Source organism: Kitasatospora sp. NPDC058162, from assembly GCF_042884005.1.
GTDB lineage: Bacteria > Actinomycetota > Actinomycetes > Streptomycetales > Streptomycetaceae > Kitasatospora.
On the sequence record NZ_JBHVUS010000002.1, the window covers coordinates 481,355 to 506,063 of the forward strand.

General features: G+C 75.2%; 22 protein-coding genes. 11 read left to right on the forward strand and 11 right to left on the reverse strand.

Going from position 1 to position 24,709, the window contains the following annotated elements; translation table 11 throughout:
• Positions 1-40: 40 nt before the first annotated feature.
• The 3 genes from ggt (at position 41) to ACFVXG_RS05665 (ending at position 3,618) form a co-directional block, all read left to right on the forward strand.
• Positions 41-1,828, forward strand: coding sequence for a gamma-glutamyltransferase (ggt, locus tag ACFVXG_RS05655; protein WP_387924621.1), 1,788 nt, complete (start codon positions 41-43; stop codon positions 1,826-1,828).
• Positions 1,829-2,001: 173 nt separating this feature from the next.
• The gene (locus tag ACFVXG_RS05660) at positions 2,002-2,805 is read left to right on the forward strand and encodes an exodeoxyribonuclease III (RefSeq protein WP_387924623.1); all 804 of its coding nucleotides are present in this window, start codon (positions 2,002-2,004) and stop codon (positions 2,803-2,805) included.
• 225 nt (positions 2,806-3,030) lie between these two features.
• Positions 3,031-3,618, forward strand: a complete 588-nt coding sequence (locus ACFVXG_RS05665) for a hypothetical protein (RefSeq protein WP_387924625.1) — start codon at positions 3,031-3,033, stop codon at positions 3,616-3,618.
• Between the two features lie 110 nt (positions 3,619-3,728).
• Here ACFVXG_RS05665 and ACFVXG_RS05670 read toward each other — a convergent pair whose 3' ends face one another.
• Positions 3,729-4,439, reverse strand: coding sequence for a lysoplasmalogenase (locus ACFVXG_RS05670; protein WP_387924627.1), 711 nt, complete (start codon positions 4,437-4,439; stop codon positions 3,729-3,731).
• 322 nt (positions 4,440-4,761) lie between these two features.
• Here ACFVXG_RS05670 and ACFVXG_RS05675 point away from each other — a divergent pair, with 322 nt between their 5' ends.
• The gene (locus ACFVXG_RS05675; protein WP_387924629.1) at positions 4,762-6,606 is read left to right on the forward strand and encodes a DUF2398 family protein; all 1,845 of its coding nucleotides are present in this window, start codon (positions 4,762-4,764) and stop codon (positions 6,604-6,606) included.
• A 349-nt stretch (positions 6,607-6,955) separates the two neighbouring features.
• Here the strand turns inward: ACFVXG_RS05675 and ACFVXG_RS05680 are convergent, their stop codons facing one another.
• From ACFVXG_RS05680 to ACFVXG_RS05700, 5 genes are all read right to left on the reverse strand, one after another.
• Positions 6,956-8,329, reverse strand: a complete 1,374-nt coding sequence (locus ACFVXG_RS05680) for an NAD(P)/FAD-dependent oxidoreductase (RefSeq protein WP_387924631.1) — start codon at positions 8,327-8,329, stop codon at positions 6,956-6,958.
• Positions 8,330-8,485: 156 nt separating this feature from the next.
• Positions 8,486-8,665: a hypothetical protein gene (locus tag ACFVXG_RS05685; RefSeq protein WP_350505874.1), complete on the reverse strand. Its 180-nt coding sequence runs from the start codon at positions 8,663-8,665 to the stop codon at positions 8,486-8,488.
• 142 nt (positions 8,666-8,807) lie between these two features.
• Positions 8,808-10,460 (reverse strand): BCCT family transporter, encoded by a 1,653-nt coding sequence (locus tag ACFVXG_RS05690; protein ID WP_387924633.1) that lies wholly within the window; start codon positions 10,458-10,460, stop codon positions 8,808-8,810.
• Positions 10,461-10,659: 199 nt separating this feature from the next.
• Positions 10,660-11,034 (reverse strand): MerR family transcriptional regulator, encoded by a 375-nt coding sequence (locus ACFVXG_RS05695; RefSeq protein WP_387924634.1) that lies wholly within the window; start codon positions 11,032-11,034, stop codon positions 10,660-10,662.
• A 59-nt stretch (positions 11,035-11,093) separates the two neighbouring features.
• Positions 11,094-11,873, reverse strand: a complete 780-nt coding sequence (locus ACFVXG_RS05700; RefSeq protein WP_387924636.1) for an alpha/beta fold hydrolase — start codon at positions 11,871-11,873, stop codon at positions 11,094-11,096.
• Positions 11,874-12,041: 168 nt separating this feature from the next.
• On the opposite strand from ACFVXG_RS05700, the gene ACFVXG_RS05705 reads away from it, so the two are divergent.
• Complete coding sequence (locus tag ACFVXG_RS05705) at positions 12,042-13,331, forward strand: sulfite oxidase (protein WP_387924638.1); 1,290 nt, start codon at positions 12,042-12,044, stop codon at positions 13,329-13,331.
• A 54-nt stretch (positions 13,332-13,385) separates the two neighbouring features.
• Here the strand turns inward: ACFVXG_RS05705 and ACFVXG_RS05710 are convergent, their stop codons facing one another.
• On the reverse strand, positions 13,386-14,036 hold the full coding sequence (locus ACFVXG_RS05710; RefSeq protein ID WP_355670643.1) for a TetR/AcrR family transcriptional regulator: 651 nt from the start codon (positions 14,034-14,036) through the stop codon (positions 13,386-13,388).
• Positions 14,037-14,221: 185 nt separating this feature from the next.
• A complete protein-coding gene (locus tag ACFVXG_RS05715; protein WP_387924640.1) occupies positions 14,222-15,136 on the reverse strand; it encodes an acyl-CoA thioesterase in 915 nt (304 codons plus the stop codon).
• 126 nt (positions 15,137-15,262) lie between these two features.
• Between ACFVXG_RS05715 and ACFVXG_RS05720 the strand changes: the two genes are divergently transcribed.
• The 3 genes from ACFVXG_RS05720 to ACFVXG_RS05730 are packed head-to-tail and all read left to right on the forward strand — an operon-like array spanning position 15,263 to position 19,400.
• Positions 15,263-16,618, forward strand: a complete 1,356-nt coding sequence (locus ACFVXG_RS05720; protein ID WP_387924642.1) for an SWIM zinc finger family protein — start codon at positions 15,263-15,265, stop codon at positions 16,616-16,618.
• Positions 16,615-17,763 (forward strand): hypothetical protein, encoded by a 1,149-nt coding sequence (locus ACFVXG_RS05725; protein WP_387924644.1) that lies wholly within the window; start codon positions 16,615-16,617, stop codon positions 17,761-17,763. The genes ACFVXG_RS05720 and ACFVXG_RS05725 overlap by 4 nt, the downstream gene beginning before the upstream one ends.
• The gene (locus tag ACFVXG_RS05730; RefSeq protein ID WP_387924646.1) at positions 17,700-19,400 is read left to right on the forward strand and encodes a DUF6493 family protein; all 1,701 of its coding nucleotides are present in this window, start codon (positions 17,700-17,702) and stop codon (positions 19,398-19,400) included. The genes ACFVXG_RS05725 and ACFVXG_RS05730 overlap by 64 nt, the downstream gene beginning before the upstream one ends.
• 82 nt (positions 19,401-19,482) lie before the next feature.
• Here the strand turns inward: ACFVXG_RS05730 and ACFVXG_RS05735 are convergent, their stop codons facing one another.
• The 3 genes from ACFVXG_RS05735 to ACFVXG_RS05745 form a co-directional block, all read right to left on the reverse strand.
• Complete coding sequence (locus tag ACFVXG_RS05735) at positions 19,483-20,661, reverse strand: MBL fold metallo-hydrolase (protein WP_387924888.1); 1,179 nt, start codon at positions 20,659-20,661, stop codon at positions 19,483-19,485.
• Positions 20,662-20,985: 324 nt separating this feature from the next.
• Entirely contained in the window at positions 20,986-21,438 is a 453-nt protein-coding gene (locus tag ACFVXG_RS05740; protein ID WP_387924648.1) for a MaoC family dehydratase, read from the reverse strand.
• Between the two features lie 108 nt (positions 21,439-21,546).
• Positions 21,547-21,990, reverse strand: a complete 444-nt coding sequence (locus ACFVXG_RS05745; RefSeq protein ID WP_387924650.1) for a pyridoxamine 5'-phosphate oxidase family protein — start codon at positions 21,988-21,990, stop codon at positions 21,547-21,549.
• A 149-nt stretch (positions 21,991-22,139) separates the two neighbouring features.
• Between ACFVXG_RS05745 and ACFVXG_RS05750 the strand changes: the two genes are divergently transcribed.
• The 3 genes from ACFVXG_RS05750 to ACFVXG_RS05760 all read left to right on the forward strand — a co-directional run bounded on the left by ACFVXG_RS05750 (position 22,140) and on the right by ACFVXG_RS05760 (position 24,684).
• The gene (locus ACFVXG_RS05750; protein ID WP_387924651.1) at positions 22,140-22,991 is read left to right on the forward strand and encodes a hypothetical protein; all 852 of its coding nucleotides are present in this window, start codon (positions 22,140-22,142) and stop codon (positions 22,989-22,991) included.
• Positions 22,992-23,188: 197 nt separating this feature from the next.
• Positions 23,189-23,752: a hypothetical protein gene (locus ACFVXG_RS05755; RefSeq protein ID WP_387924652.1), complete on the forward strand. Its 564-nt coding sequence runs from the start codon at positions 23,189-23,191 to the stop codon at positions 23,750-23,752.
• Positions 23,746-24,684, forward strand: coding sequence for a hypothetical protein (locus ACFVXG_RS05760; RefSeq protein ID WP_387924654.1), 939 nt, complete (start codon positions 23,746-23,748; stop codon positions 24,682-24,684). Before ACFVXG_RS05755 ends, ACFVXG_RS05760 begins: the two co-directional genes overlap by 7 nt.
• Positions 24,685-24,709: the final 25 nt, after the last annotated feature.

Sequence of the window (24,709 nt, forward strand, 5' to 3'; positions counted from 1 at the left end):
TGTGGAACAACTGGGATGACGTCGACTCAGGAGGACTCGGATGAGGGCTCTGACCCGTTTAGCACCACCACTGCTGCTCGCCACCGCACTGGTCTGGGCCACCACCGGGCCTGCCGGGGCCGCGGCACCGCCGCCCAAGGCGCCGGAGGCGGTGGGCTGGGGCGGGGCGGTGGCCTCCGTGGACGCCGATGCCACCGCCGCCGGGATCGAGGTGCTGCGCAAGGGCGGGAACGCCGTGGACGCGGCCGTGGCCGCCGCTGCGGCGCTCGGCGTGACCGAGCCCTACTCCTCCGGGATCGGCGGCGGCGGGTACTTCGTCTACTACGACCACGCCACCGGCCGGGTGCACACCATCGACGGCCGCGAGACGGCCGGCCGCACCGCCGACAGCGGACTGTTCCTGGAGGGCGGCAAGCCGCTCGCCTTCGCCGACGCCGTCACCAGCGGACTGTCCGTCGGCGTCCCCGGCACCCCCGCCACCTGGGACTCCGCACTGCGCCAGTGGGGCACCCGCTCGCTCGCGCAGAACCTCGAACCCGCCGAGCGGATCGCCGAGGACGGCTTCGTCGTCGACGGCACCTTCCGCGGCCAGACCTCCGACAACTACAGCCGGTTCAAGGACTTCCCGGCCACCGCCAAGATCTTCCTGCCGAACGGCAAGCTCCCCGAGGTCGGCTCCGTCCTGCGCAACCCCGACCTCGCCGCGACCTACAAGCTGCTCGCCAAGGACGGCGTGAAGGCCTTCTACCAGGGCGAGTTGGCCAAGGACATCGCCAACACCGTGCAGCGGCCGCCAGTTGACCCGGCCTCCGGCCGCAACGCCCGCCCAGGGAAGGTCGACACCGCCGACCTGGCCGCCTACCAGGTCCGCCGCCAGGCGCCCACCCACGTCGCCTACCGCGACTACGACGTCTACTCGATGGCCCCGTCCAGCTCCGGCGGCACCACCGTCGGCGAGGCCCTGCACATCCTGGAGGACGGCGACCTCTCCGGCTACAGCAGCACGCAGTACTACCACCACTTCCTGGAGGCCTCCCGGATCTCCTTCGCCGACCGCAACCGCTGGGTCGGCGACCCGGCCTTCAGCGACGTCCCGACCAAGCAGCTGCTGTCCGAGCGCTACGCCGCCTCCCGGGCCTGCCTGATCAGCCCCGACCACGCGCTCACCAGCCCGCTCGCCCCCGGCGACCCGCGCCACCCGGCCGACTGCGCCGACACCGGCCAGGCCCTCCCGGAGCCGTACGAGGGCCCCAACACCACCCACCTGACGGTGGCGGACCGCTGGGGCAACATCGTCTCCTACACCCTCACCATCGAGCAGACCGGCGGCAGCGGCATCACCGTCCCCGGCCGGGGCTTCCTGCTCAACAACGAGCTGACCGACTTCGACTTCTCCCCGCTCGCCGCCGGCGTCCCCGACCCCAACCTGCCCGGTCCGGGCAAGCGGCCGCGCTCCTCGATGTCCCCGACCATCGTGCTGCGCGACGGCGAGCCGCTGCTGGGCACCGGCAGCCCCGGCGGCGCGACCATCATCACCACCACCCTCCAGGTGCTGCTCGGCCGCCTCGACCGGGGGCTGAGCCTGGAGCAGGCCATCGCCGCGCCGCGCGCCAGCCAGCGCAACAGTGCCGTCACCCAGGCTGAGCCGGGCTTCCTGGCGCTGCCGGAGCGCAGCGCCCTGGAGGCCCTCGGGCACCGGTTCGCCGACGGCGGCGAGATCGGCGCCGCCACCGGCGTGGAACGCCTGCCGGACGGCCGCTGGGTGGCCGCCGCCGAACCGGTGCGGCGCGGCGGCGGCTCGGCCGCGGTGGTACGCCCCGCGGGCTGACACCCTGCGGGCCGGAGCGCCGCGGCCGTACGCCCCGCGGACCGGAGTGCCGGCCGCCCGGCCGGGGCGCCGGTCGGGCCGGGTTGTCGGTGCCGGGCGGTATGTTCGGGGTGGGCCTCCCTCGGGGGCCCACCCCCGTCCGTACGACCGAACCACCGGGAAGGCCGCCCGCCGTGACCGTCCGCATCGCCACCTGGAACATCAACTCCGTCACCGCCCGGCTGCCCAAGCTCCTGGAGTGGCTGGAGAGCGCCAAGCCCGACGTGCTCTGCCTCCAGGAGCTCAAGTGCGCGGCCGACGCCTTCCCGTACGAGGAGGTCCGCGAGCTCGGCTACGAGACGGCCGCGCACGGCAACGGCCGGTGGAACGGCGTCGCCATCGTCTCCCGGCTCGGCCTGGACGACGTCGTGCGCGACCTGCCCGGCCAGCCCGGGTACCTGGCCGACGGCGCCCTGCTGCCCGACGTCGAGCCGCGCGCCATCGCCGCCACCTGCGGCCCGGTCCGGGTCTGGTCCGTCTACGTGCCCAACGGCCGCGAGGTCGACCACCCGCACTACCACTACAAGCTGGAGTGGCTGGAGGCCCTGCGCAAGGCCTCCGCCGAGGACGCGGCCGGCCCCCGCCCCTTCGCCGTCCTCGGGGACTTCAACATCGCCCCCACCGACGCGGACGTCTACGACGTCGCCGCCTTCGAGGGCCTCACCCACGTCACCCCGGTCGAGCGCGCCGCGCTGGACTCCCTCGGTGAGATCGGCCTGCACGACGTGGTGCCGCGCCCGCTGAAGTACGACCACCCGTACACCTACTGGGACTACCGCCAGCTGGCGTTCCCGAAGAACCGCGGCATGCGGATCGACCTCACCTACGCCAACAAGCCCTTCGCCGACGCCGTCACCGACAGCTACGTGGACCGCGAGGCCCGCAAGGGCAAGGGGACCTCGGACCACGCCCCGGTCGTGGTCGACCTGGAGCTCTGAGCGGCCCCGGGCGGCGGCCCCGCGCGGTGGCGACAGCGGCGGCGGAACCGGCGGTGGTGACACTAGGTGACGGTTACGCCGAGTGACGGGCCGTCGCCCGAACGGTCCTGAGCGGTGGCCGGGCCCGACGGGCCTCCCTACCGTCGGTGAATGACCGGGTGCGGTTGACACACCACGTGGACATGGGAGTCCCCGGCCGCGCCCGAGAATCCCGGAGGTTCCGGCATGCGCTCCACGCGTACGGCCGCCGCCGCCCTGATCGGCGCGACGGTGCTGACCGGTCTGACGGCCCCCCTCGCAGCAGCCAGGGACGGCGCGGCCTCGGTCAGCCCGTCCCAGGCCGCACCGGGCCAGACCGTGACGGTCACGGTCTCCTGCGAGAAGTCGGACAAGCCCGACGGCAAGACCATCACCGCCCACTCCGCCGCCTTCGAGGGCGGCCCCGCGACCCTCACCCTGGGTGCCGACGGCAAGCACAGCGGATCCGCCCGGCTGGCCTCCCAGCACAACGGGGACAGCAAGGTCGACGGCACCTGTCCGGACGGCGGCGCCTTCTCCACCACCGTCACGGTCTCCACGGTGACCGCGAGCGGCCCGGACAAGGGCCTCGGCGACTGGGGCAAAGCGGCGGGGGAGTGGGCCGGCTCGCTCGGCCAGTCCGGCGCCGGCAGTCAGCAGGTGGCCCCGCACGGAGCGGTGAAGACCGGCCTCGGCGGCTCGGTCGCGGCGAACCCGGCGGAGCTGGCCGGAGGGCTGGCCCTGGTCGCGGGCGGCGTCGGCGGCTTCTGGCTGCTCCGGAGGCGCAGTGCCTGAAGGCCCACCCGCCCCGCACGCGCGCGCCGCCGGACCCTGAGCGGGTCGGCGGCGCGGCGGTGTGTCGGCGGACGGGCGGTGCGGCGGTGGACGGGCGGTGCGGCGGTGCGTCAGAGGGCCGCGCGCTCCTGCCGCTCCTCGTGCTGGAGGAGGCCGGTGGCCAGCAGGTACTGGGCCAGCACGTACGTCGCCATGATCCAGAACTGATGCCCCGGCAGCTCGCGCCACTTCGCCAGCTGGGTGGCGATCAGCGTGTCGGAGAGCAGGAACAGCGCCCCGCCCAACCCGGTCCGCCAGCCCAGCCCGGCCGCGGTGACCGCCGTCGAGGCGAGCAGCAGGCTGTAGCCGGCCACCGGGGCCTTGAGGTCCCCGAGGTCCGGCCAGAGCTGACCGATCATGCCCGCCCACGCCGTCGCGTACGCGGCCGCGACCACCAGGGCGCGCCGGCGGTCCGTGAACGCCCCGCGCTGGACGAACATCGTGACGTAGCAGACGTGCGCGGCCGCGAACGAGCCCATCCCGGCCAGGAACGCGGTGTCGTCGTTCAACTGCAGCAGCACGTCCCCGCCCGCGCTCGCCAGCAGCGCCGGGGCCAGCAGCTTCGGGGCCTCGCGCTCGGCCCGGGCCGCCGCCGCCACGCTGTGCGCCGCCAGCAGCGGCATCAGGGCCGGCTTGGTGGCGTTCCGCAGCACCGAGGACCCGGACAGGATCGAGCCCAGGTGCACCGCCGAGGTGGCCGCGAAGCCGCCGAGCAGGCCGGTGGCCGAACGCAGGCGCCCACCGAGGCCGGTGGCGCGGGTGATGGTCGTGCTGATACTCATGCGCCCGCCTCGCTGCGCTCGGCAGGGGCATTCGCCCATGCGCACCTCTTGATGATTCGCTCGCTGCGCTCGCTCATTCGGCGCGTTCCTCCGGGGGTGGCGGTGTTCAGGGACCCTGGGCGGTGTTCACCGACCCTAGAGGACCGGGTGAAGCCGGGGAAGAGCAGGTTACCGGTGCGTAACCCGGTCCGGGCGCGGCGGCTGACGGCGCGGCCGGGAGAGCGGAGCGCCGGCGGCCGCTTCCAGGGCTCCTGCGGAGACTTCCTCAGGAGGACGGTTGCTGCCACCGGGTGAGCGGTCACCGTCTACGCTGGACCCCGACATGGAGCAGCAGGAGTACGCGGTCGGCGCCACCCGGGTGGCCGCCGGCAGGCCGGACGGACGCACGGGCGGGGCAGGGCGGGGAACCGCCGCCGCCGTCCTCGCCGTACGCGGACCCGAAGCCGCCGGCGCAGCCGGGACCGCTGCTGAACTCGCCGCCGCCGCCGACACCGAGAGCGTCGCCGAGAGTGCCGCCGGGACCGCTGTCGGCGCCGACCCCACCGGGCTCGCCGACCCGGCCGATGCCGTGGGCGGGAGCCGTGCTGACGGCCCGCAGGAACCCGCCGAAGGGCTCTCGCCCGACCCGGGCCTGCTGCGGCTCGCCCACTGGTTCGCCGCCGCCGCCCCCGCCGACGCCGACGACCTCTGCACCGCCTCCTTCGGCCTCTACCCCGCCCGCCACCTCGGCGCCGCCGCCGAGCCCGGCGACCCCGCCGTCAGCTGGTGGCACGGCCCGACCGCCCACGCCGCCTCCGCCCCGCGCGCCCGCGAGGACCGTGCCGACGGCGGTCTGCGGCGCGCCCGGCGCGACGCCGCCGCCCTGCCCGTCGTCCGGTCGGGCGCCAAGCCCGGCAGGCCCGGCCGGCACCGCAGGCCGGAACGCACCCGGGCCCTCCCGGAGCTGCCCTGCGACCTCCCCGACCCGGTGGCCGTGGAACTCCCGGACGCCGAACGCCGCATCGCCGCCCGGCTGTTGCTCGCCCACCCGCTGGTCACCGCCTCCGGCCCGCACGCCGACGGCTTCCCGCTGATCCGCCGTCACCGCGACTGGCTCACCGAACGCTTCGACACCCTGCTCGGCTACCGCCTGGTCGTCGGCCCCTGGCACGCCCGGCTCTGCAAGGCCGGCCTCGGGCCCGGCGCCGCCCGCCGCCTCGAACACCCCGCCACCGGCGCCCCGTTCACCCCGGCCGACTACGCCCAGCTCACCCTCGCCCTGGCCCTGCTCGTCGACGCGCCCGAACAACTCCCGTACGGGCAGCTGCTCGACGCGATGCGGGCCGCCGCACCCGAGCTCGCACCCGAGCTCGCACCCGAGCTCGCACCCGAGCTCGCGGCCGGGGCCGCGACGCCCCCGGACCGCGCGGCCCTCGGGATGGCGCTCGCCGCGCTGGCCGAGTGGCAGGTCCTCGGCGACCTGCCGGCCGACCCCGCCGACACCGCCTTCGTGCTGACCGTCGACCGCGAACTCGCCCGCGCCGTCCCGGCCGGCCCGCCCGCGCTCGCCGACGACGCCGCCGACCTCATCCGCCGCGCCGCCGAGGCCGAACCCGCCACCGCCGTGCGGCGCCTCCTCGCCGAGACGCCCGCCGTCCTCGCCGCCGACCTCCCCGAGGACCGGCGCGCCTGGCTGCACGAGCACCGGCTCAGCGGCCCGGCCGCCCTCGCGGAGTTCCTCGGACTGGAGGCCGAACTGCGGGCCGAGGGCGTCGCCCTGCTCGACCCGGCCGCCGAACTCACCGACCTCGCCCTCCCCGGCACCGGCACCCTCGCCCAGGCCACCCTGCTGCTGGTCGAACGCCTGGTCGAGGAGGTCCGGCCGCTGCCCGGCGAGGCCGCCGACGGCGACGTCCCGATCGCCGACGCGCTGATAGACGGCCTGCTCGGCGACATCGCCGACGACCACGACCTCCCCGCCCGCTACCTCGCCGACCGCACCGCCCTGCGCCGCGACGCCCTCGACCTGCTCCACCGCCTCGGCCTGATCACCCCCACCCCCCGCACCACCTGGCTCCTCCGCCCCCCGGCCGCCCGCTACGCCCCGGCCCCCGACCTCCACCCCACCCCCGGCACCGGCCGCCACTCCCGCCCCACCACCCCACCCCGCGAGGGCACCCGGGCGTAGGGGGCACCCCCCCGTGGCCGGGAGTTCGATGACGGACCCGGGGAGGCTGGTCCTGACCCGATGCGCGGACCGCGAGCCCGGCTCCGCCGACCCCGTTGGCCGCCGGCCTTCGCTTGGTGTCGGCGGATGGGGCGGCGTGGCCCGTGAGGCGAGGCCCCGTTCGTGGCGTCCCGGCCCCTGATCGCTATGCCGCACGGCAGGGAGGGGGTGGGCCCTCGTCTGCCGGCTGGTGGTGCTCGCCGTCGGGTGCGTCCGGTCGACAACTCTCCGGCGTGCCAGTGGCCTTGGGTCTGCCTTGCTCCCCGCTGCCCAGGTGTCGGGCGACACCTGGGCGGCGGGCCGGGGAAGGTCAGGCCGGGATGAGGGCGGTCCACTGGGCGCGGGTGGGGCCGTCGTGGGCGGGGGTGAAGTCGGGGCGGGCGGCCAGCCAGGCGGTGAGGTGGCGGTCGACCTCCTCGCTTCCGTAGGCGTCGTCGGGGGTGCGGACGAGGTGGCGCACGTGGGCGCGGGCGCGCATGACGACCGGGTCGTCGAAGGCGCAGGCGGCGAGGGCGGCGGCGCGGCGGTCGGGGAGGGCCGAAGTGTCCAGGAGGCGCTGTTCGTTGGCGCGGTCGGCGGTCACCTGGGCGTCGAACCAGGGGCGCAGGGTGCGGGTCGCCCAGGCGTGGTAGCCGGTGGGGTCGGCGGCGACCCGGTCGGCGTGGCCGGCGAGGTGCTGGGCGGCGAGCAGGCCGAGGGCGACGCCGTGGCCGAGGGTGGGGTTGGTGTGGACGAGGCTGTCGCCGGCGTTGACCAGGCCGGTGACGACGGGGCCGGCGTCGTCGGTGAGGGAGGTCCAGCGGTTGTCCAGGCCGGCCATCGCCAGGACGGGCGAGCGGGGTTCGGGGTCGAGGTCGAGCCAGGCGGCGCAGGCGGGGAATCGGCGCAGTACGGCCTCGAACACCTCGGGGTCGAGGAGTGCGCTGCGGGTCGGGTCGCCGGTGGAGAGCACCATGCTCAGCGCGAAGGTGTCGTTGTCGGAGGGGAAGACGCCGGCGAGGGCGAACCCGGCGGCCGAGCCGGTCTTCACCCGTCCGGGGTCGCGCGGGCCGTCGGCGCGCAGGCGGTACCAGCGGCACAGGTAGGTGATGCCGGTGCGGTGGCTCTCGACGACGGGCGGGCGGCAGCCGGCGGCGGCCAGCCAGCCGGGTACCGGTGAGCGGCGGCCGGCGGCGTCGACGACGAGGTCGGCCGGGTGGGTCTCGGTGTCGACCCGCAGGCCGGTGACCCGGGGCGGTCGGCCGTCCTCGAGGGTGAGGGCGCTGACCCGCCGGCCCAGCCGTACCTCGACGCCGGGTTCCCGCCGTACGGCCTCGGTCAGGGCGGCTTCCAGCACGATGCGGCGGGTGCGCAGGGTGATCAGTTCCTCGTCGCCGTCGCGGTGCGGCGGGTGCCGGTCGAACCAGTCGAAGTCGTGGTACTCCCGGGCGCCGCGCGCCAGCAGGTCGGCGTAGACGTCGGGGGCCTCGGCGCGCAGCACCGTGCGGACCGGGGCGAGGAAGGAGTGGGGCTGGTCGGCCTGGGGGACGCGGGGGCGCTTCCAGCGGAAGAAGTCCTGGTCCGGGTCGGTTCCGGCCTGCCGGGTGTCCTGTTCGAACAGGGTGACAGCATGTCCCCTTCGGCCGAGCATGAGGGCCGTTCCCAGCCCGCTGATCCCGCCACCGATGATTGCAACCCGCGCCACTGCATCCCCTTTGCGTCGTGTTGCGGAACGATCATAGGGCTTGCCGATCTTCGCTTTGACATGCCCCCCCACTCCACTCCGGTACGGCGCCGGAAAAGGCGAAAGCACCGCGTCCGGAGCCGGACGGCGGTGCTGGGGTGGGGCGGGGTCGGTCGGTTACTTGCTCGCGCTGGCGGTGGCGAGCGGGCCGTGCTGGACGGTCTCCACGGTGGCGCCGACGCCGAGGGTGCCGAGGGCGATGGAGGCGAGGACGGCGATGCAGGCGAGGAGGCGGCGGTGGCGCTGGGGGAGCGGGAAGCGCGGTTCCTGGTAGGGCGCCTGAGGGCTGGCGTTCATGACAGGGAGGCTCCCAGTGCGGTGTGAACGGTCGGTACGCGCGGGTGAAGTCCGGACGGGGATCGGGCGTCGGTTGGCCGCATACGCCCCACCGGACGGCCGGGTGGGGCGTATGCGCTGGTCAGCGCGGGGCTCAGCGGGCTCAGCGGCCCCGGCCGCGCTCCGCGAGCGCCTCGCCCACCGCGACCCGGACGGCGTCCCGCAGGCCGTGGGCGGGGTGGAAGCGGGAGGGTCCGGCGGCCGGGTCCTCGCGGAGCTCCTTCACCAGGGAGACGCACAGCAGCAGCATCACCACGACGAAGGGCAGGGCGACCAGGATGGTGGCGTTCTGCAGCGCGGTGAGCCCGCCGGCCAGCAGCAGGGCGGCGGCGACCCCGCCCATCAGCACGCCCCAGACCACCACCAGCGGGGTGCGGGGGTGCAGCGAGCCGCGGCTGGAGAGCGAGCCGAGCACCAGGGAGGCGGAGTCGGCGCTGGTGATGAAGAAGGTCATCACCAGCAGCACCGCGATCACGCTGGTGACCGAGCCGAGCGGCAGCGAGCGCAGCATCTCGAACAGCGAGGCCTCGGCGCCGCGCGGGATGGTCGCGACCAGGTCGGCGGCACCCGTGCCGACCAGGCGGATCGCGGTGCCGCCCATGACGCAGAACCAGATCACCGTCGCCCCGCTGGGCACCAGCAGCACGCCGAGCAGGAACTGCCGGATGGTGCGGCCGCGCGAGATGCGGGCGATGAAGGTGCCGACGAAGGGCGCCCAGGAGAGCCACCAGGCCCAGTAGAAGATCGTCCACGAGCCGAGCCAGCTCTCGTCGGTGAAGGCGCCGGTCTGGGTGGACATGGCGAGCAGGTCGGAGAGGTAGCCGCCGACGGTGGCCGGGATCGAGTCCAGCGCGAAGACCGTCGGCCCGAACACGAAGACGAAGGCCATGATCAGCGAGGCCAGCACCACGTTCGCGGTGGAGAGCCACTTGACGCCCTTGTGGACGCCGGAGAAGGCGGAGAGCACGAAGGCGGCGGTCAGCGAGCCGATGATGACGAGCTGGGCGTTCTGGGTGTTGCGGACGGAGGTGATGTACCCGAGGCCGTCGGCGACCTGGAGGGCGCCGAGCCCGAGGCTGGTCGCGGAGCCGAAGACGGTGGCGAAGACGGCCAGCAGGTCGATGGTGCGCCCGGCCCAGCCGTCCGCGCCGCGCTGCCCGATCAGCGGGACGAAGGCGGCGGAGATCCGGTTGCCCCGGCCCTTGCGGAAGGTGGTGTAGGCGAGCGCGAGGCCGCCGACCGCGTAGATCGCCCAGGGGTGGAGGGTCCAGTGGAAGAGCGAGAACTCCAGTGCCTGCTGGGCGGCGGCCGCGCTCTGCGGTTCGAGGCCGGAGCCGGGCTGCGGGGCGGCGAACAGCTGCAGGGGCTCGCCGACGCCGTAGAACATCAGGCCGATGCCCATGCCGGCGCTGAACATCATGGCGACCCAGGCGAGGGTGGAGAACTCGGGTTCGTCGTCGTCGCGGCCGAGCCGGATCCGGCCGAAGCGGCTGAACGCGAGCAGCACGGTGAGGGCGAGGAACACGTCGGCGGCCACCACGAACAGCCAGCCGAAGTTGTGCAGGACCCAGCCGAGCGCGGTGCTGGAGGTGCGGCCGAGCGAGTCGTCGGCGAACACGCCCCAGGCCACCACCGCCAGCACCAGGACGGCGCTGATGCCGAACACCGCCCGGTCGGTGGGGAGGGTGGCGGCGGGTTCGCCGGGCTCGTCGGGCTCCTTCACACGAGGGGAGGGCTGCGGCGGCTGGCTGCTCATCGGGCGGACCTCTCGACATACTCGGAATACGGGGATTCAAGATGTATGTCGCACTATGTCCAGTCGGTGGCGCGAGTGGCGGGAGGGCGCGCCGGGCAGGCGGAGGGTGGGGACCTACGTCCCGGGGAGGCGTGGGGACCTACGCCCCCGGGGCGCATGCGGGCCTGCGTCCCGGGGAGGCGTGCGGACCTACGCCCCGTCAGGCCGCCTGCTCCTCCTCGCCCGGCGCGTGCGCGGTCGCGAGGTAGTGGGAGAGCACCCGGCGGCTGCGGCTGAGGTCGTCGATCCGGGCGTCCAGGTCGGCGAGTTCGCCGCGCAGGGTGGCGAGCAGGTTCGGGCAGGCCGTCAGGGCGGGGGTGGGGCCGGTGGCGCAGGGCAGGATCCCGGCGATGACCCGGGTGGGCAGGCCGGCCGCGAGCAGGCTGCGGATCTGCCACACCCGGACGGTGTCCTCCTCCTGGTACTCGCGGTAGCCGGCCGTGGTGCGGGCGGGCTGGAGCAGCCCCTGCTCCTCGTAGTAGCGGAGCAGCCGGGCGGACACCCCGGTCAGGCGGGCGAGTTCTCCGATGCGCATGACCGGGCCAACGCGGGCCGGGGCGGGGGTGTTCCCGGGGCTCGTCGCGGTCGCGTGGCTCAGCTCGTCACGAACTCGAGCACGGCTTCGCGCAGTTGGGGCAGCGCCTCGGCCATCGGCAGGTGCCCGCTGGGCAGTTCGACGTAGCGCGCGCCGGGGATGCCCTCGGCCAGCAGGCGGTGCTGGGCCGGCTGGACGAGCATGTCCTCGGCGGCCCCGACGACCAGGGTGGGCACGGTGATCGAGGCCAGTTCGGCGCGCACGTCGGTGCGGGCGGCGAGCCGGAACTGCTGCGGGAACCCGGCCGGCAGCGGGGACTCCAGCCCCTTCCGCAGCGCCGCGAGCCGGTCGGCGGGCAGCGCGTCCACCCAGCTGTGGCCGAGGACGACGGTGAGCATCAGGTCGGCGAGCTCGGCCGGCCGGTCGCGCAGCCGGACCATCAGTTCGGACAGCGCGCTCTGCCGCGCCGAGCCGCCCGCCAGGCCCGCGATCAGCAGCAGCGAGCGGACCCGCCCGGGGTGGCGGGTGGCGATCCGGACGGCGACGGCGGCGCCCAGCGAGAAGCCGGCCAGGTCGAAGGTGTCGAGGCCCTCCTCGTCGGCGGCGGCGACCAGCCGGTCGGCGTACTCGTCCAGGGTGGGCTCACCCGGTTCGTACGGGCTGTCGCCGGAGCCCGGGTAGTCGGGGGCGACGACGGTGCGGTGCGCGGCGAGGTCGGGCAGCAGCGGGCCCCAGTTGTCCCGGGCGCTCCCGGCGGCGCCGTGCGCGAGCAGCAGGCCGGGGCCGGAGCCCTGGACGATCCGGGCGAGCGGGGCGAAGGCGGGGGTGGCGGACGGCACGGGGGCTCCTCGGGTTCGGTGCGGCGGGGCTTGTTCCGACGCCGGGAACGCTAGGAGTTCACACCGGTGGGAAGGTCAAGGCCGGGGCCCGCGGAAACTCCCGCCCGCCGCCGTGGTCACGGAACGCGCCGGAGCCCCTACGCTGGGAGACGGAGCGCCATCCGGACAGTGCCGTCCGGATGCCGCCGCGCTCCGCCGGGGCGCCCGCGTGCCCGCGTTGGCCGCGCCGGTGTTCGCCCCGGGCCGGGCGGCCGCCGAGGAGGTGCCAGGCCCGTGCCCGGAAGCGTCGACCCGCCGGTGCGCATCGATCCGCCGGTGCGCATCGAGATGCCGGAGGCCATCGAACTGCCCGGAATCGTCAAGCCGTTGCCGGCCCGGTGGTTCGTCCGGCGCGGCACCAACGCCGAGATGCGCTGGGACGCGCTGCGCGACGCCGACGGCGGGGCCGCCGTCGGCCGGCACGTCCCGGTGGAACGGTTCTTCGTCCGCAACCACACCGGCACCCCGCTGATCGACCCGGCCGACTGGCGGCTGAGGCTGTTCGGCAGCGGCCTGCGCGGCGCCCCGGCGCCGGAGCGGGCGGTCGAGTTCGGCCTGGACGACCTGCGGGCGCTGCCCGCCACCCGGACCGACGCGCTGATCGAGTGCGCCGGCAACGGCCGCAGCTACTTCCACCGCCAGCAGGGTCAGCGCGTCCCCGGCACGCCGTGGACGCTGGGCAGCATCGGCTCGGCGGCCTGGCGGGGCGTGCGGCTGGCCGAGGTGCTGCGGGCGGCCGGGCTGACCGACGCCGCCGTCGACGTGCTGCCGACCGGCCTGGACCCGGACTACGTCCTCGACGGCACCAACCACGGCCCGGTGCGCCGCCCGCTGCCGATCGCCAAGGCGCTGGACGACGCGCTGCTCGCGTACGAGATGAACGGGGATCCGCTGACCCCCGACCACGGCGCGCCGGTGCGGCTGGTGGTGCCCGGCTGGGTCGGCATCGCCTCGATCAAGTGGGTCGGCAGCATCGAGGTGGCCGACCACCCGCTCCACTCGCCCTGGAACACCGTCTTCTACCGGATGTTCGGCCCGGGCCACCCGCCGGGCGGCGGCGCCGCGCTCACCACCCAGGTGGTCAAGTCCGCCTTCGAACTGGCCGAGGGCGCGCGGCTGGAGGCCGGGCGCGCGCACCGGCTGCACGGGCGGTCCTGGTCCGGCACCGCCCCGGTGCGGCTGGTCGAGGTGAGCACGGACGGTGGCCGCAGCTGGCGGCCCGCAGAGCTGGACGAGGAGCCGCCCGCCGGTGACTGGACGCGCTGGAGCGTCGACTGGCGCCCCCCGCGGCCCGGCCGGTACGAGCTGCGCGCCCGCGCGACCGACCGCGGGGGCGCGACCCAGCCGGAGCGGGCGGCGTTCAACCGCGAGGGCTACCTGTTCGGCGCGGTGGTGGCGCACCCGGTGACGGTCGTCTGAGGCGGGTCCGGGCCGCACCGGCAGCCGTCCGGGCAGCCGTCCGGCCGCCCCGGCTCAGCCGGTGGACTGGACCTCGTACGGGGCCGGGTAGTGGGTCTCGTACGGGGTCAGCACCAGCCGCACCACGTCCTCCAGTCGCCGTCGGGCGTCCCCGAGGGTGGTGCGGCCGGTCACCCAGGCCGTCAGCTCCCCCTGCCAGGCGTGCGCCACGATGTGCCGCACCAGGTCGCTGGCCGCCGCCGGCACCTCGGCCGTCACCGCCTGGAGGGCGGCGCTGTCGGCCCGGGCCATGCCTTGCAGGGCCTCGCTGGCGAAGGGGTCGGTGGAGGCGGCGACGGCGACCCGTAGCCGGGCCAGCTCGGGTTGGCGCTGGTAGGCCCGCATCCCGCCGCGGACGTACCGGACGGCCCGGTCGGTGGCTCCCAGTCCGGCGCGCGGTCCCCGCAGCTCGGCCACCAGGTCCGCCAGCAGCAGGCGGTGCCACTCGGCGATCGCCGCCGCCAGGAGGTGGTCCTTGGAGGAGAAGTAGCGGTACGCCGTCCCCAGGGCGACTCCGGACCGCTCGCAGACCTGCTTCATCTGCAGCCGCTCGACGCCGATCTCGTTCACCAGGGCGAGGGCGGCCGCGATCAGGCTTTCGCGGCGTTCGAGCTGACGCGGAGACATCGCCTCCACCGGCCGTGGTGACAGGTCAACCTTGGTCACCCGCACCATGATACGGGCCGGGACCGCTCAGGAGTATGACGCCGACCGGCCCCCTTCCGTTCGCCCGGCGGTCACCGCGGTCCTCCGGAGCGCGTGCCGGGGCGCCCGGCGGACCTCCGGGCGGCTCCCGGCGGCTCCCGGCGGCCGTCGGAGCGCCGGGGGGCGGGTCCGGGGACGGGTCCGGCTCAGGGCATCCTGCGGATCAGCGCCTCCTGGACGGCCGAGGCCACCAGCAGGCCGTCCCGGTCGTAGAACTCGCCGAGCGACAGGCCGCGGCCGTCCGAGGCGGAGGGGCTGCGCTGGGCGAACAGCAGCCAGTCGTCGGCCCGGAACGGGCGGTGGAACCACATCGCGTGGTCCAGCGAGGTCATCAGCAGCCGGGACGGCCCGGTGCGCTGGAAGAAGTTCGGCTGCTCGTGCAGCCCGGCGGTGGAGGCCAGCGTGAGGTCGGACAGGTAGGTGAGCGCGCAGGTGTGCAGCAGCGGGTCGGTGTCCGGCAGCCGGCCGGTGACGCGCATCCAGACGAACTGCTGCGGCATCCCGGGGACGGCCGGCGGCAGGTCGGGGGCGTCCGGCGGCACGAAGCGCAGTTCGAGGCCGCGGAAGCCGTTGGAGGCCTTGACCGAGGTGCGCAGCCCCTCGTCCGAGTGGGAGAAGGCGTCGGGCAGGGTCTCCGGGGCGGGCAGTGGCGGCACCTCGCGCTGGCGCTCGCCGCCGGAGGCCGGTTCGGGGCGCTTGAAAGAGGCGCTGAGGTTGAAGATCTCCTTCCGGTCCTGCACCGCCCGGACCCGGCGGGTGGCGTAGGTGAAGCCCTCGCGCAGCCGGTCGACGTGGTACTCGATCGGCCGGGTCGGGTCGCCGGGCAGCAGGAAGTAGCCGTGCAGCGAGTGCACCGCGCGCTCGGCGGCACTGGTGCGTCCGGCGGCGACGAGGGCCTGGGCGGCGACGTGGCCGCCGAAGGCGCGCATCGGGGCCCCGGCGTGGCAATGGCCCCGAAACGTGTTCTCGTCCAGCTGCTCGATCTCCAGCAGTTCGGCGAACGGGGCGGCCGGGCCGGGGGCCTGCTCGGCCGCGATCTGCTCTTCTCTCAGGTCGGTCACCGGCCCATAGTGGCAGAAGCCAACCGTGCGGCGGTGTGACCTGGGCAACGCCCGGCTCAGGTAGAACGTGTTTCATTACGGTGCGCGGTCGGGGGACTGTCGGACCCGTCACCTAGCGTGCTGCGCATGATGCGATCCGCACAGGCGTACGCCTATCTGCGGCCGTCGGCCGTCCTGGACACCGCCGCCGGCCGGAGCCTCGACCTGGCCACCTCCGGCGGCGCCACCCCGCTCGGCGCAGCCGCCAACCCGCGCTTCTTCGCCGGCTTCCTGGCCGACCCGGCCCCGGCCGCCGCCGCGCTGCTCGCCGTCGCGGACGTCGCCGCCGCCCGCTACCACCAGCCGCAGCTGCGCGCCTCGCTCGACCCGGTGGTCACCGCGAACGGGGACCGGCTGCGCTTCGAGTCCTTCTCCGGCTGCTGCGGCGTCTACGCCCGGCTCGACGTGCTCCGGGCCGGGCTGGACGGCGACGACATCGGCCGCGGCACCACCAATGTGGACGTCAACAACCCGCTGCGGGAGGCGCTGAGCAGGATCCGCCCGGCCGACCCCCTCCACCTCGCGGTCGGGCCGGACGCCCTGGAGGTCACCGGCTTCGACGGCCCGCTGGTGGAGAAGAAGGTGCCGCTGCCGGAACGCTGGCTGCGCGGCTTCGCCGAGACCCAGGTGGTCGCCGCCGGCTTCGACCTGCGCGCCGAGCTCGGCGCCGCCGAGGCCGTGCGCTTCCTGCGCGCACTGCCGCGCGGCGGCCGCGGCGGCGTCGGCTGGGTCCTCCCGGCCGGGCGCACGCTGCGGCCCACCACCCGCCCGGTGCCCGGCGCGGTCTGCCTGCCCGGGCCCGAACGGCTGGTCGCCCTGCAGCGCGTGCTGCGGCACGCGCTCGCCCTGCGGGTGTACGGGCCGGTCGCGGGCCCGGCCCCGACCGCCTCCGCCTGGGAGGTCGTGCTGCCCGGCATGCGGCTGACCCTCACCCTCTCGCCCGACGCCTCACGCGGCTTCTCCGGCGAGGGCGGCGTGCTCGGCGCGCTCGCCACCGCGACCGCCGAGCAGGACGCCGAACTGATCGCGGTGCTGCTCGCCTGGGAGCCCCGGATCGAAGTCGGCGAGCTGGCCGAGCAGTCCGGGCTGAGCGCCGAACGGGTCCGCGCCGCGCTCACCCGGCTCGGCACCGCCGGGCAGATCGGCTACGACACCGCCGAGGCCGCCCACTTCCACCGCCGGCTCCCGTACGACGCCGGGCGCGCCGAGGCGGCCAACCCCCGGCTGCGGGCCGCCCGGGAGCTGGTCGCGGCGGGCGCGGTACGGCTGGAGGGCGACGGCGCGACGGCCGTCGTCACGGTGGACGACCACATCCAGCGGGTGCGGACGGACGAGGCGGGGCGGGTGAGCTGCACCTGCCTGTGGTGGGCCAAGTACCGGGGCGGGCGCGGGCCCTGCAAGCACGCGCTGGCGGTCGGCATGGTACGGGAGGCGGGGGCGTGAGCGAGCGGGAGAAGGTCGTGGGGGAGATGACGGGAGCGGTCGGGGAGCTCGGGGAGCTCGGGGAGGTCGGGCCGGTCGGGGAGCTCGGGGAGCTCGGGCCGGTCGCGGAGCTGTTCGAGGCCGTCCGGGGCGGGTTCGTCGGGGCGGTGCCGGAGCTGCTGGCCCGGCTGGACCGCGCCCAACGGCGGGACTGCCTGGCCGAACTCAGGCGGTGGCGCAAGGAACTGCGCGTCGACTGGTCGCCGAACGCGACGGACACCAAGGGCGCGCTGCTGGTCGCCGGGGCCGGCTGCCACCCCGGCCCGGCGGGCGCCGCCACCTGGCTCGCCGGCACCGACTTCGGCGGCCGCGACTGGGCCCGGCACCCGGCCCTGCACGCGGTCGTCGAGGCCCAGCCGCGGGAGTGGCAGATCGCGGTGGCCACCCGTCTCGCCGAGCGGCCCGTACGCTCCTGGGGCTGGTCGATGCACCCGCTGGTCGAGGCGATCGTCCGGCGCACCGGCTGCGCCGTGCCGGTGGGCGAGCCCTTCGTCCGGGGCTGGTTCGACGGCCTGCCCGGCGAGTCCGGCCCCCGGCCGCCGCTGGTCGAGCGGCTGCGGGTCGACGCCCTCGCACCCGTGCTGCTGCCCCGGCTCCTCGAACTCGCCGACATCGGCGGCTCGTTGACCTGGCGGTACAGCCCCCGCCGCGGGGACGTCTGGACCGAGGCGATCGCCGACCTGGCCGCGGCCGGGGCGGTGGACCGGGTCGAACTGCTCGACCGCTGCCTGGCCCGGCTGCTCCGCGGCGGCAAGCCCGCCGACCAGCGGGCCTTCCTGGAACTGCTGCGCGCGCTCGACCCGACACCCGAGGAGTACGCGGCCCGGGTGCGGGACGTCCTGGCGCTGCTGGACGGGCTGTCGGTGCTCGCCGGCCACGCCCAGCAGGTGCTCGCCGGACTGGACGAGGCCGGGCTGATCGAGCCGGAGACGCTCACCGAGGCCTCCGCGGTGGTGCTGTTCCGGACCGAGAAGAAGCTGGTCCGGGCCCAACTGGCCTGGCTGGAGAAGGCGCCCGGCGCGCGCCCGAACGCTCCGGACCGGTGGTGCTCGCGGCGGCCGAGGCCTTCGGCCACGCCGACCCCGGCGTCCAGGAGCGGGCGCTGAACGTGGTGGCCCGTCACCTCGTCGCGGCGGGCGAGGCCGTGCTGCCCGAGCTGCGCACCGCCGCCGAACTGCTGAACCCCGCCCACCACGCCCGGGCCGGCGAGCTGTTCGGCGCGCCGGTCGGCGGCGGCGAGGGCGACGAGCCGGACACCGGGTGGGACGAAGTCCTGCCGCCGGTCGCCCCGCCGCGCCCGCTCGGGGCACCGATCGGCTCGGCGGCCGAACTGGCCGAGGAGCTCTCCGCGCTGCTCGCGGCCCGGGAACCCGAAGTCGCCTCCTTCGAAAGGGTGTTGGACGGGCTGGTCCGCCACGCCCACCTGGACCGGGCCGCGCTGCTCGCGGCACTGGAACCGGTCCGGCGCACCCACCCCTGGCAGGGCAGCGGCCACTGGAGCGACTGCACGCCCCGGGACATCACCTACGTGGTGGCCGCGGTGGCGGGCCTGACACCGCCGCGCCGGCTCTGGGACGCGCTCAGCCGCAGCGGCCGCACGCCGCTGCGCGGCTCCCGCACCACCCTGCACGGCGCCGTCCTCGCCGCCCGGCTGGAGGAGGCCGCCTGGCAGGTGACCGCCCACCGGCCGCCCTACCTGCTCGCCGTCCCGACCGACGCCACCGGGGCGATCGAGGCGGCGGTGCTGGTCGAACGCCTCGCCGGGTACCAGGCGGCGGGCATCACCCCGGGCCAGGCCGACCTGAGCGCGGCCCTGCTCCGGGTCCGGCCGGAGGCGGAACCGGCGGTGCTTTCCGCCGCCGAGGCGCTCGGCTCGCCCGCCGGGCGGTGGCTGGCGCACTGGCTGCGCACCGGCGGCCTGCCCGGACAGCCCTCCGAACGGGTGCTGTTCGCGCCCGGCCAGGGCCTGAAGAGCCGTCGGACCTACCCGGACCGCTGGTGGGAGGACGTCCAGCGGACCGTCGTCGCCCAACCGGGCATCGGCGCCGGGCCGACGGGTCCGGCCGGCGAGCGGCTCGCCCCGGAGTTCCGCAGGCTGCTCAGCCCGACCGAGCCCAGTGTCTCCCGGGCCCGCGCCGTCGAGGAGTGGGTCTGGCGGCCCGTCCCGCACTGGGCGGCCGTCCTGCCCCACCACCGTGAGGAGCTGGCCGCCCGCTGGCTCGACCACTTCGCGATGGGCGCCGACCGGAACGAGCGCGGGGCCGGGCGCCACCTCCCGCTGCTCGCCGAAGCCGGCGGCCCCGCCGGACTGGCGCTGCACCTGGCGCTCGCGTACGGGCTGGGCGCCCGGCACACCGAGGACCGGACCGGCGCCGTCGACGCCCTGCTGGTGCTCGCCGCGCGCGGGGAACTCGACGGCGGGCTGCTCGGGCGCGAACTGGGCGAACTGGTGGCGCGCGGCACGGTCAAGCCGACCCGGCTGGTGGCGGCGCTCGGCCTGGCGGCGGAGACCGGCGCCTACCGGACGGCTTGGACGGTGCTGCGGGCGGCGCTGCCCGGGCTGCTCGGCCCGGCCGAGCCGTCCGTCCGCGGGCTGGGGGACCTGCTCGCCCTCGCCACGGACTGCGCGCGGCGCACCCGGGCCCGCGGGCCGGTGGCCGAGGTGACGGCGGCGGCGGGGAGGGGCGGGTCGGGCCGGGTGGTGAAGGAGGCCCGGGCGCTGCGGGACGTCCTCGCGGGCTGAGCGGGGGCGGTGATCCGTCGTCGGCGGGGGCCGGGGGCGAAGAGATGACGGCGAACAGATGACAGAAAACAGATAACAGATTTCAGCGAACAGAGTTTGAAATCTGTTCGCTGAAACCCGTCGCCTGTTCCCGCACTTCCGTCCACTCCGCGACCAGCGGCTCGATGCCGCGCGGCCTGGCCGCGACGGCGCGCCACCACAGCCGCAGCGCCGGTGGGTCGGCGGGTTCGAAGGGCTTGCCGGGGCGGGGGACCGCCAGGTGGGCGCCGAGCGCCTGGGCGGCGGTGACGACGCGTTCGGCGGGTTCCTCCCAGGGGTGGATCGCGAGGTTGAAGGTGCACCAGTGGATCGGCAGCAGCAGTTCGCCGCCCAGGTCCAGGTGCGCCCGGACGCCCTCCTCGGGGGTCATGTGCACCTCGGGCCAGAACTCGCTGTACGCGCCGACCTGCATCATCGTCGCGTCGAACGGGCCGAGCCGGCGGCCGATCTCCGCGAAGCCGGGGAAGTAGCCGGTGTCCCCGCTGTGGAAGATCCGGTGACCGCCGCCCGCGATCACCCAGGACGCCCAGAGGAACAGCGCGCTGGTGCGCGGGCCGCGGCTGCAGTAGTGCCGGGCGGGCGTGGCGGTCAGGGTCAGCCCGGCGACCTCGGCCGACTCCCACCAGTCCAGCTCGACGATCCGCCCGGTCGGCACGCCCCAGTGCTCCAGGTGCGCCCCGACCCCGAGCGGTACGGCGAACACCGCGTCGCCGCCGGCCAGGGCCCGCACGGTGCGCATGTCGAGGTGGTCGTAGTGGTCGTGCGAGATCACCACCACGTCCACCGGCCCGAGTTCGGACAGCGGCAGCGGCACCGGGTGCAGCCGCTTGGGGCCGGTCCAGCCGAACGGGGAGCAGCGCTCGCCCCAGACCGGGTCGATCAGGACGCGCCGTCCGCCGATCTCGGCGAGCACGGTGGCGTGCCCCAGCCAGGTGAGCCGCAGTCCGGAGGTCGGCGGGGCGGCGAGGTCGACCGGGAGCAGCCGGTGCACCGGTACGGCGGCGGCGGGCGCGCGGCGGGTCTTGTCCCCGCTCAGCTGGGCGAGGGTGATCTCCAGCGGGCTCCGCTCGTAGACCAGGCGGCGGGTCGGCACCGGGTTGCGGAAGGCGCCGTCGGCGAACTGGGGCGAGCGGCGGATCCGGGCCAGCCGCTCGCCCCGGGGGTCGGCCCCGAAGGCGTCGGTGCGGACCCGGTGCCAGGCGGCGCGCGGCAGCCCGGCCAGGCCGGGGACGGTGCGGTCCGGGGTGCCGCGGCCGAGCGCGGCACGGTCGGCGTCCGGTGCGGTGGGGGGCGGTGCGAACTGTGAGGTCAGACCGGCGAGGCGGGAGAACCACGGAACGGGGCGGGGCACGGCTCCTCCTGGGACGGTCACGGCTACCGGGCAGGCCGGGGCGCGTACCCCGGGGACCGTGGGGTCACTGGGGTACGACAACCATCTCGTCGGACGTTACTCGCCGTGGGCCGTTCGGACCCGGTGAAGAGCCCGGCACGGTCCAATCGGCGTACCCGGGGCCCGCCGCCGGGCCCGTGCCCCGCGCTCCCGCCGCTACGCGTAGAAGCGGGTGATCGCCTCCGCGACGCAGTGCGGCTTGCTGCTCCGCTCGCTGGTGATGGTGAAGCGGACCACCGCCTGGACCCCGCCCGGCACCTCGGTGGCCGAGAGCAGTTCGGCGGTGGCCCGGATCGCCGTGCCCACCGGCACCGGGGCCGGGAAGCGCACCTTGTCCGAGCCGTAGTTGAGCGCCATCCGCACGCCCTCGACGCCGTAGCACTCCTTGGCCAGCACCGGGATCATCGACTGGGTCAGGTAGCCGTGCGCGATGGTCGAGCCGAACTGGCTCTCCTTGGCCCGCTCCGGGTCGACGTGGATCCACTGGTGGTCCCCGGTCGCCTCGGCGAACAGGTCGATCCTCCGCTGGTCGATGGTGTGCCACTCGCTGGTGCCCAGCTCGGTGCCGACGGCGGCGGTCAGCTCGGCGAGGGAGGCGAAGGTCGTCACGGTGCGCTCCTGGTGGGGACGGCCCCGGGGAGGGGTCACGGGGGCAGGACGCCGGAAGCGTATGCCTACCCGCCGGTACCTGTCAGGAGCGGAGTGCGAAAGCCGAGCTCAGGGCCGCAGCAGCGGTCGGCCGAGCGAGCCCTGTCCGGCCGGGAACAGCCGACGGCCGCTCACCAGTTCCGGCACCAGGGCGATGAACAGCGGTTCGGGATCCCCCACCCACGGCCGCAGCCCGGAGCGCAGCACCCGCCGTACCTGCGCGGGCTCGCTGACCGCGTCCGCCCGCCCGTGCACCAGCACGCTCCACCCGGTGCGGGTGACCGGGTCCAGCTGGTCCGCCTGGAAGGCCACCACCGTGCCGTCAAGCCCGCGCGCGGTGGCACTTCCCCGGCGCACGGCGAGCACCAGCCGCCCGTCCAGGACCTCGAAGGAGACCGGCAGGACGGCCGGCAGCGCGTGCTCGGTGTACACCACGCGCCCGACGGGCACGGTGCTGAGCAGCCGCAGGCACTCGGCCTCGCTCAGGGTCTCCACACGGTCCTCACGCTCCATGCGTCCGATCGTCCTCGGTCGGCGCGGGCGTCGATAGGGCCCATGGTCCCTGGGCGGACGGGCCGGGAGCCCCGTCGGCGCCCGCCCGGAGCGGTAGCCTGCCCCGCGGCGGGATCGGTGGAGGGGCGGGCGCAGGAGGGGGCGGACGGATGGCCGGCGGAGTCGATCTGGTGGTGCTCGGGGCGGACGGCGGGCCCGACCGGGCCTACGGCGGGTCGGCGCACGCCCCGGCGGGCGCCCGGCTGTTGGCCGAGGTGCTGCCCGGGATGTGCTTCGACACCGGTGCCGCGGGCTGCCGGGTGACGTCCGTCGCGCCGGACGCGGACGCCAACGCGATGCTGACGGCCGTGCGGGACGCCGCCCAGCACCCCGGCCGCTGGCTGGTGGTCTGCCTGGTCGGCCAGTTGGTGGCCGACCCGCGCGGGCGCCGGCTCGCCCTGGTCACCCGGGGCAGCACCCCCGGCAACGCCTACCGCCGCGGCCTGGCCTGGGACTGGGTGGTCAGCGCGATGGTGCACGGGGACCAGGAGGAGGCGCTGCTGCTGGTCGACGCGGTGGCCGACCGGGACACCTGGACGGCGCTGGAGCGCTCCGGCGAGGACAGCGCGGGCGAGCTGCTCAGCTACTCCAGGGTCCCGCTGTGGGGCCGGATCGGCCGCTACGCCCCGGGCAGACGCGGCCGGGACGCCGTACTGCCGGGCGAGGAGGGCTCGTTCAGCCGGGCGCTCACCGCCGTCCTGCGGCAGGGCGTCCCTGGGGCCCCGGCGGCGGTCTCCCCGCTGGACCTCCAGCCCGCCGTCGCCGGGTTGCTGGACGGGGGTGATCCGCCCGGTAGTTCGGGTGCGCCGGGCGCGCGCCTGCTCGTTCCGCCGCACGGTGGGCGCCTGTTGATGCGCAATCGGGCCGCCGTCCGGGGCGCATTGGCCGGATTGTCGCTTTCCGAAGAACTGTTGGCCGTTCTGTGGCGGGAAAACGCCCCGACGGAACCGCCTTCCGCGTAAGGTCAGGGGGCCTGAGGTGTTGCCGTGATGGGGTGGGTTGGCGAAGAATCGATCCCCAGCGGAAACATCGGCGGGACTTCGGAATTCTCCTGGCGGCCGTTGATCACGGATCGGCTCGGTCGCGACGAGGTGGGGCGATGCGGCAGCGCGGAAATGTGTTGCGCCCTGGGGCGGTTGGGACTGGCGGGGCGGTTCTGATGCTGCTGCTCGGCGCTTGTGCGAGTGGTGGTGGCGGCGGTTCCGTCGATCATCTGGGGTCGCCCGTGCCCACGGTTGCGGGAGTGGATCCGTTAACTCCTTCGGGTGGTTCGGCAAACGGCTCGATCGCGCCGACCGACGGGCCGGAAGGGGCCCGGGGGCGGCTGGCCCTGAGGACGTATCAGGACTGGTGGCAGGCCCAGGCCACGGCCTACGGGCGTACGGACTCGGACGGTTCCGCGCTCGAGGCGTACTCCTCCGGACGGGCCCTGTCCGATGCCCTGGTCGACCTCCGCCAACTCCACGACGCCAAACTGGTGATGACCGGAATGCCGCGGAATTCGGCCGTGGTGAAGGCCGTCGACCTGAATGCCGATCCGCAGACCGCCGTGATCGAGGACTGCGTCGACCTCTCGGACTGGCACAGCGTCGATGCCGTCACCCGCACCGCGAAGGATCCGGTCGGCCGACTGAACCGTTATGCCGCGACCGCGTCCCTGCGATGGTTCCAAGCGCACTGGCTGATCTACGACTTCAAGCGGGAGGTGGACCGGACATGCTGAACTCACGGAAACCGGCCCGGCGGTTCGCGGTCGTCGCTTCGTTGTCCGCCGGGCTGTTGTTGTCCTCGGCGTTGACGGCGGCGGCGGACGAACCACCGGGCACCGGGGCGGAGACGTGTTCCCTGAACGTGATCTGCTCGCACACCGGCACCGGCGGCAGCAGCACCAGCACGCCCGGCACCTCGCAGGGCGGGGGCGACACCGGGGGCAGCGGGCCGCAGTTGTGCAGCTACCACGACACCCAGTGGGCCTGCTACGACCCGGAGCGCGGCTACTTCAACAGCGACGTCGGGTGCTACTTCCGGCCCCTGGACCAGCAGCCGGCCGAGGGCGACAAGGCCTGGGAGGGGCACAAGCCGTCGGAGGGCACGGTCTACTCCAAGGTCTGCCCGCAGACCGCCGGCGGGCAGGACGGTCTGCAGACCCAGTTCGTGAGCAACGCGGCGGGCGCGACCCCGGTGATCAACCTGACCGTCCAGGCGAAGCTGCTCGCCGACCGGATGGTCTTCCCGGCCCCGAAGGCGGGCCTCGCGCCCAAGGAGACCGCGGTGGTGAAGGCGCCGGTCTGGCTCTGGGCCGAGGGCATGGTGGCGCCCAAGCCGAGTTCGCTCACGGTGCCGGGCGCCTCCGTCACCGTCACCGCGCAACTGGACGGCATGACCTGGGACTTCGGCCAAGGGATGACGGTGGACTGCGCCACGGCCGGGACGCCGTACGACCCCGTGTACAAGGACGCGAAGTCCCCCGACTGCGGCTACGAGTTCGCGTCCGGCTCGGGCACCCGGAAGGGCGGTGTCTTCACCGGCACCGTGACCGCGCACTGGCGGGCCCATGTGGTGATCACCGGGCCGCAGGCCAAGACCTTCGACATCGACATGCCGCGCGGATCGGACCTCGCGCTCAAGGTCGCCGAGGTCCAGGTCCTCAACTGACCGTGCCACACCGGCCGTTCGGCCA

Excerpts from the sequence above, each read along its gene's own strand:
- ACFVXG_RS05760 (WP_387924654.1), top strand. The coding sequence starts at position 23,746 with ATGCTGAACTCACGGAAACCGGCCCGGCGGTTCGCGGTCGTCGCTTCG.
- ACFVXG_RS05670 (WP_387924627.1), bottom strand. The coding sequence starts at position 4,439 with ATGAGTATCAGCACGACCATCACCCGCGCCACCGGCCTCGGTGGGCGC.
- ACFVXG_RS05695 (WP_387924634.1), bottom strand. The coding sequence starts at position 11,034 with ATGCGCATCGGAGAACTCGCCCGCCTGACCGGGGTGTCCGCCCGGCTG.
- ACFVXG_RS05665 (WP_387924625.1), top strand. The coding sequence starts at position 3,031 with ATGCGCTCCACGCGTACGGCCGCCGCCGCCCTGATCGGCGCGACGGTG.
- ACFVXG_RS05685 (WP_350505874.1), bottom strand. The coding sequence starts at position 8,665 with ATGAACGCCAGCCCTCAGGCGCCCTACCAGGAACCGCGCTTCCCGCTC.
- ACFVXG_RS05750 (WP_387924651.1), top strand. The coding sequence starts at position 22,140 with ATGGCCGGCGGAGTCGATCTGGTGGTGCTCGGGGCGGACGGCGGGCCC.
- ACFVXG_RS05720 (WP_387924642.1), top strand. The coding sequence starts at position 15,263 with ATGATGCGATCCGCACAGGCGTACGCCTATCTGCGGCCGTCGGCCGTC.
- ACFVXG_RS05675 (WP_387924629.1), top strand. The coding sequence starts at position 4,762 with ATGGAGCAGCAGGAGTACGCGGTCGGCGCCACCCGGGTGGCCGCCGGC.
- ACFVXG_RS05690 (WP_387924633.1), bottom strand. The coding sequence starts at position 10,460 with ATGAGCAGCCAGCCGCCGCAGCCCTCCCCTCGTGTGAAGGAGCCCGAC.
- ggt (WP_387924621.1), top strand. The coding sequence starts at position 41 with ATGAGGGCTCTGACCCGTTTAGCACCACCACTGCTGCTCGCCACCGCA.
- ACFVXG_RS05745 (WP_387924650.1), bottom strand. The coding sequence starts at position 21,990 with ATGGAGCGTGAGGACCGTGTGGAGACCCTGAGCGAGGCCGAGTGCCTG.
- ACFVXG_RS05755 (WP_387924652.1), top strand. The coding sequence starts at position 23,189 with ATGCTGCTGCTCGGCGCTTGTGCGAGTGGTGGTGGCGGCGGTTCCGTC.